The sequence below is a fragment of the Kribbella sp. genome, assembly GCF_035687465.1.
Lineage (GTDB): Bacteria > Actinomycetota > Actinomycetes > Propionibacteriales > Kribbellaceae > Kribbella.
Window position 1 is genome coordinate 1 of record NZ_DASRXP010000582.1, and the last position, 4,272, is coordinate 4,272.

Here is a 4,272-nt window from a genome sequence, read left to right on the forward strand (position 1 = left end):
CTGGGGTTGCTGGATGCGACGACCGACAGTGGCGGTGCCCTGTGGTTCGGCCCAGGGCAGTTGGCGAGGGTGGCGCGGATCCGGCGTCTCCGGGCCGGCTTCGCCCTCAACTACGCCTCACTCGGTCTGGTGCTCGACCTGCTCGACCGGATCGCCGTACTCGAGGCGGAGCGCAGGCGCGCCGCCAGGAGAGGAGCCAGGACATGGACATGAACCGGCTGACGCAGAAGTCCCAGGAGGCTCTGCACGACGCTCAGACCAAGGCACTGCGGTTCGGTCACAGTCAGGTCGATGGCGAACACCTGCTGCTGGCGCTGCTGGAGCAACCGGACGGGCTTACCCCCAGGTTGCTCGCCCAGGCCGGCGCGGACCCGGAGGAACTGCGCGAGCGGCTGGAACACGAGTTGTCCCGGCGGCCACGAGTCAGTGGCCCGGGAGCCGAACCCGGGCAGGTGATGATCACCCAACGGTTGTCGAGGCTCCTCGATGCGGCGGACCGCGAGGCCAAGCGGCTCAAGGACGAATATGTGTCGATCGAGCATCTGGTGGCGGCGTTGCTGGACGAGGGCCGGCAGAGCACCTCCGGACGGCTGCTCGCCGAGCAGGGCCTCACCCGCGACGGATTCCTGACGGCACTCACCGCCGTACGGGGGAACCAGCGAGTCACCTCGGCGACGCCCGAAGGGGCGTATGAGGCATTGAAGAAGTACGGCCGGGATCTGGTCAAGGATGCGACCGAAGGCCGGCTCGACCCGGTGATCGGCCGGGACAACGAGATCCGCCGCGTCGTACAGATCCTGTCCCGGAAGACGAAGAACAACCCGGTGCTGATCGGCGATCCGGGCGTCGGCAAGACGGCCATCGTCGAGGGGCTCGCGCAACGGATCGCCAACGGCGACGTACCGGAGGGCCTGCGGGACCGGACCGTGTTCGCGCTGGACCTGGCGTCCCTGATCGCCGGAGCCAAGTACCGCGGCGAGTTCGAGGAACGCTTCAAGGCCGTGCTGAACGAGGTGAAGGCGGCCGAGGGGCAGATCCTGCTGTTCATCGACGAGCTGCACACGGTCGTCGGTGCCGGTGCGACCGAGGGTGCGATGGACGCCGGCAACATGCTGAAGCCGATGCTGGCCCGCGGTGAGCTGCACATGATCGGCGCCACCACGCTGGACGAGTACCGGATGCACATCGAGAAGGATGCAGCGCTCGAACGCCGGTTCCAGCCGGTGATCGTGGACGAGCCGACCGTCGAGGACGCGATTTCGATCCTGCGCGGGCTGCGCGAACGGCTGGAGATCTTCCACGGGGTGAAGATCCAGGACGGCGCGATGGTCGCGGCGGTGGTGCTGAGCCACCGCTACATCTCCGATCGGTTCCTGCCGGACAAGGCGATCGACCTGGTCGACGAGGCCTGCGCGATGCTCAGGACAGAGATCGACTCGATGCCGGCCGAGCTGGACGAGCTGACCCGGCGGGTCCGCCGGCTGGAGATCGAGGAAGCCGCGCTGGCCAAGGAGGAGGATGCGGCGAGCAAGTCCAGGCTGGAGGAGCTGCGCAAGGAGCTGGCGGATCTGCGGAGTGAGGCGGACGCGATGCGGGCGCAGTGGGAGGCCGAGCGCAACGCGCTGCGGAAGGTGCAGACGCTGCGCCAGGAGATGGAGCAGGTGCGCCAGGAGGCCGAACAGGCCGAGCGCGACTACGACCTCAACCGCGCGGCGGAGCTCCGGCACGGACGGCTGCCCGAGCTGGAACGTCAGCTGCAGGCCGGAGAGGAACGCCTGGCCGGCAAGCAGGGTGGCAAGCGGCTGCTCCGCGAAGTGGTGACGGAGGAGGAGATCGCCTCGATCGTGTCGCGCTGGACCGGCATCCCGATCAGCCGCCTGCAGGAGGGCGAACGCGAGAAGCTGCTGCGGCTGGACGAGGTGCTGCACGAGCGGCTGGTCGGCCAGGACGAGGCGGTTCAGCTGGTCGCCGACGCGATCGTGCGGGCCCGGTCCGGCATCAAGGATCCGCGCCGCCCGATCGGGTCGTTCATCTTCCTCGGCCCGACCGGTGTCGGTAAGACCGAGCTGGCCAAGACGCTCGCGGCCGCGCTGTTCGACAGCGAGGAGAACATCGTCCGGATCGACATGAGCGAGTACCAGGAGCGGCACACGGTGAGCAGGCTCGTTGGTGCGCCGCCCGGGTATGTCGGCTATGAGGAGGGCGGCCAGCTGACCGAGGCGGTCCGCCGCAAGCCCTACTCGGTGGTGCTCTTCGACGAGATCGAGAAGGCTCACCCGGACGTCTTCAACACGTTGCTGCAGATCCTCGACGACGGCCGGCTGACCGACGCGCAGGGCCGGACGGTCGACCTGCGCAACACCGTCATCATCATGACGTCGAACATCGGATCGGCGTACCTGATGGACGGGGTGACGGCCGACGGGCAGGTCAAGGAGGACGCCCGCGAGGCCGTGATGGACGAGTTGCGAAGGCACTTCCGGCCGGAGTTCCTCAACCGGGTGGACGAGATCGTGCTCTTCAAGCCGCTGACCCAGGCCGAGATCGAGCGCATCGTCGACCTGATGTTCAACGACCTGCGGACCCGGCTGGCCGATCGCCGGCTCACGCTGGAGGTCGAGCCCGAGGCGGCCCGGCACATCGCCGCGCAGGGCTTCGACCCGGTGTACGGCGCCCGTCCGCTGCGGCGGTTCATCGCCCGTGAGGTGGAGACCCGGATCGGGCGTGCCCTGCTCGGTGGCGACGTGCTGGACGGCGCGGTGATCCGGGTGGCTGTGCGCGGCGGCGAGATCGTCGTCACGCACCAGAACCCCGTGGAGGCGGCAGCATGAAGATCGTCACCTGCCCGCAGTGCCGGCACCGCAACCGGATCCCCGCCGCGGCTGAGGGCATCCCCAGGTGCGGCAACTGCAAGAAGCCCTTGCCGTGGATCGTCGATGCCGGTGACCGCGACTTCGCCGAGGTCGTGGAGCAGGCCACCCTCCCAGTACTGGTCGACCTGTGGGCCCCCTGGTGCGGGCCGTGCCGGCGGGTCAGCCCGGTGCTGGAACAGCTCGCCGTCGAGAAGGCGGGGGAGGTCAAGCTGGTCAAGGTCAACGCCGACGAGGCGGCGGAGCTGTCCCGCCGTTTCAACGTGCGGTCCATCCCGACCCTGCTGGTGCTGCGCCAGGGACAGGTCGTCGCCGAGCAGATCGGTGCCGCATCGGCGACGGCTCTGCGGCCGTGGCTCGAGGACGCGATCCACAAGGAGGCGGCTTCGTGACGGGGGTGCTCGACCCGCACCTGACGATGGTGCGTCCGGTGCGGCCGCGCACACCCGCTGGTTGCGAGGAGTGTCTGCGACTCAACACGCCCTGGGTCCACCTCCGGCTCTGCCTGACCTGCGGCCACGTCGGCTGCTGTGACTCCTCGCCGATGCGGCACGCCCGCGCCCACGCCGCCTACCAGGGGCACCCCATCGTCCAGTCGCTCGAGTCGGGCGAGAACTGGCGCTGGTGCTATGTGGACGAGACATTCGTATGACCGAGACTCCGGACCTGTACGGCGCCTATCCCCGGCTGGAGGATTACCAGCTGACCGAGCTGACGGGGCTGGGTGAGCCCCGCGCGGTCGAAGCCGGCGAGGTGGTGCAGCGGGAGGGGGACTACGCGGACCACTTCATCGTCGTTCTCAGTGGCAGTGTCGCCGTGATCCAGGACTACGGCCGGCAGGACCGGCTGATCGCCGTCCACGGTCCGCACCGCTTTCTCGGCGAGATCGGCCTGCTGACGGGGCAGCCGTTGTTTCTCAGCGCGGTCGTCCAGGAGCCGGGCGAGGTTCTCGCCGTACCGCTCGATGCGCTGCGTGGCCTGGTGGTGCGGGATCCGCGCCTGGCCGACCTGATCCTGCAGGCCTTCCTGGTCCGCCGTTCGCTACAGCTCTCTCTCGGCGCGGGGTTCGCGATCATCGGTTCAAGGTTCTCCGCCGACACCCGCCGCCTCCGCGAGTTCGCCGCGCGCAACCGGTTGCCGCACCACTGGGTCGACCTGGAGACCGACGCGGAGGCCGACCGTCTGTTGCGCGAGCTCGGCGTCGATCGGGACGAAACACCCGTCGTGATCTGGCGTGGCGAGGTGCTGCGCAATCCCGACAACGAACATGTGGCGGCTGTCGTTGGTCTGCGCCGGATGCCGCCGGCCCGGTCGGTCTGCGACCTGACAGTGGTCGGCGCCGGCCCGGCCGGCCTCGCGGCGGCGGTCTACGGTGCGTCGGAAGGCCTGGCGACCGTCGTCC

The 4,272-nt window shown here is 69.1% G+C and carries 5 protein-coding genes; all 5 read left to right on the top strand.

The features are described 5' to 3' along the window. Positions 1–213 (top strand): chaperone modulator CbpM (locus VFG33_RS30835; protein WP_325056508.1); only part of this gene is annotated, 213 nt, incomplete at its 5' end. Beyond that, positions 204–2,831 carry an ATP-dependent chaperone ClpB gene (clpB, locus tag VFG33_RS30840; protein WP_325056509.1) on the top strand — a complete coding sequence of 876 codons (2,628 nt, stop codon included), beginning with the start codon at positions 204–206 and terminating at the stop codon, positions 2,829–2,831. The genes VFG33_RS30835 and clpB, both read left to right, overlap by 10 nt. Beyond that, complete coding sequence (trxA, locus tag VFG33_RS30845; RefSeq protein ID WP_325056510.1) at positions 2,828–3,262, top strand: thioredoxin; 435 nt, start codon at positions 2,828–2,830, stop codon at positions 3,260–3,262. Before clpB ends, trxA begins: the two co-directional genes overlap by 4 nt. Continuing rightward, positions 3,259–3,522, top strand: coding sequence for a UBP-type zinc finger domain-containing protein (locus VFG33_RS30850; protein ID WP_325056511.1), 264 nt, complete (start codon positions 3,259–3,261; stop codon positions 3,520–3,522). The genes trxA and VFG33_RS30850 overlap by 4 nt, the downstream gene beginning before the upstream one ends. Then, positions 3,519–4,272 (top strand): Crp/Fnr family transcriptional regulator (locus VFG33_RS30855; RefSeq protein ID WP_325056512.1); only part of this gene is annotated, 754 nt, incomplete at its 3' end. The genes VFG33_RS30850 and VFG33_RS30855, both read left to right, overlap by 4 nt.

Excerpts from the sequence above, each read along its gene's own strand:
- clpB (WP_325056509.1), top strand. The coding sequence starts at position 204 with ATGGACATGAACCGGCTGACGCAGAAGTCCCAGGAGGCTCTGCACGAC.
- trxA (WP_325056510.1), top strand. The coding sequence starts at position 2,828 with ATGAAGATCGTCACCTGCCCGCAGTGCCGGCACCGCAACCGGATCCCC.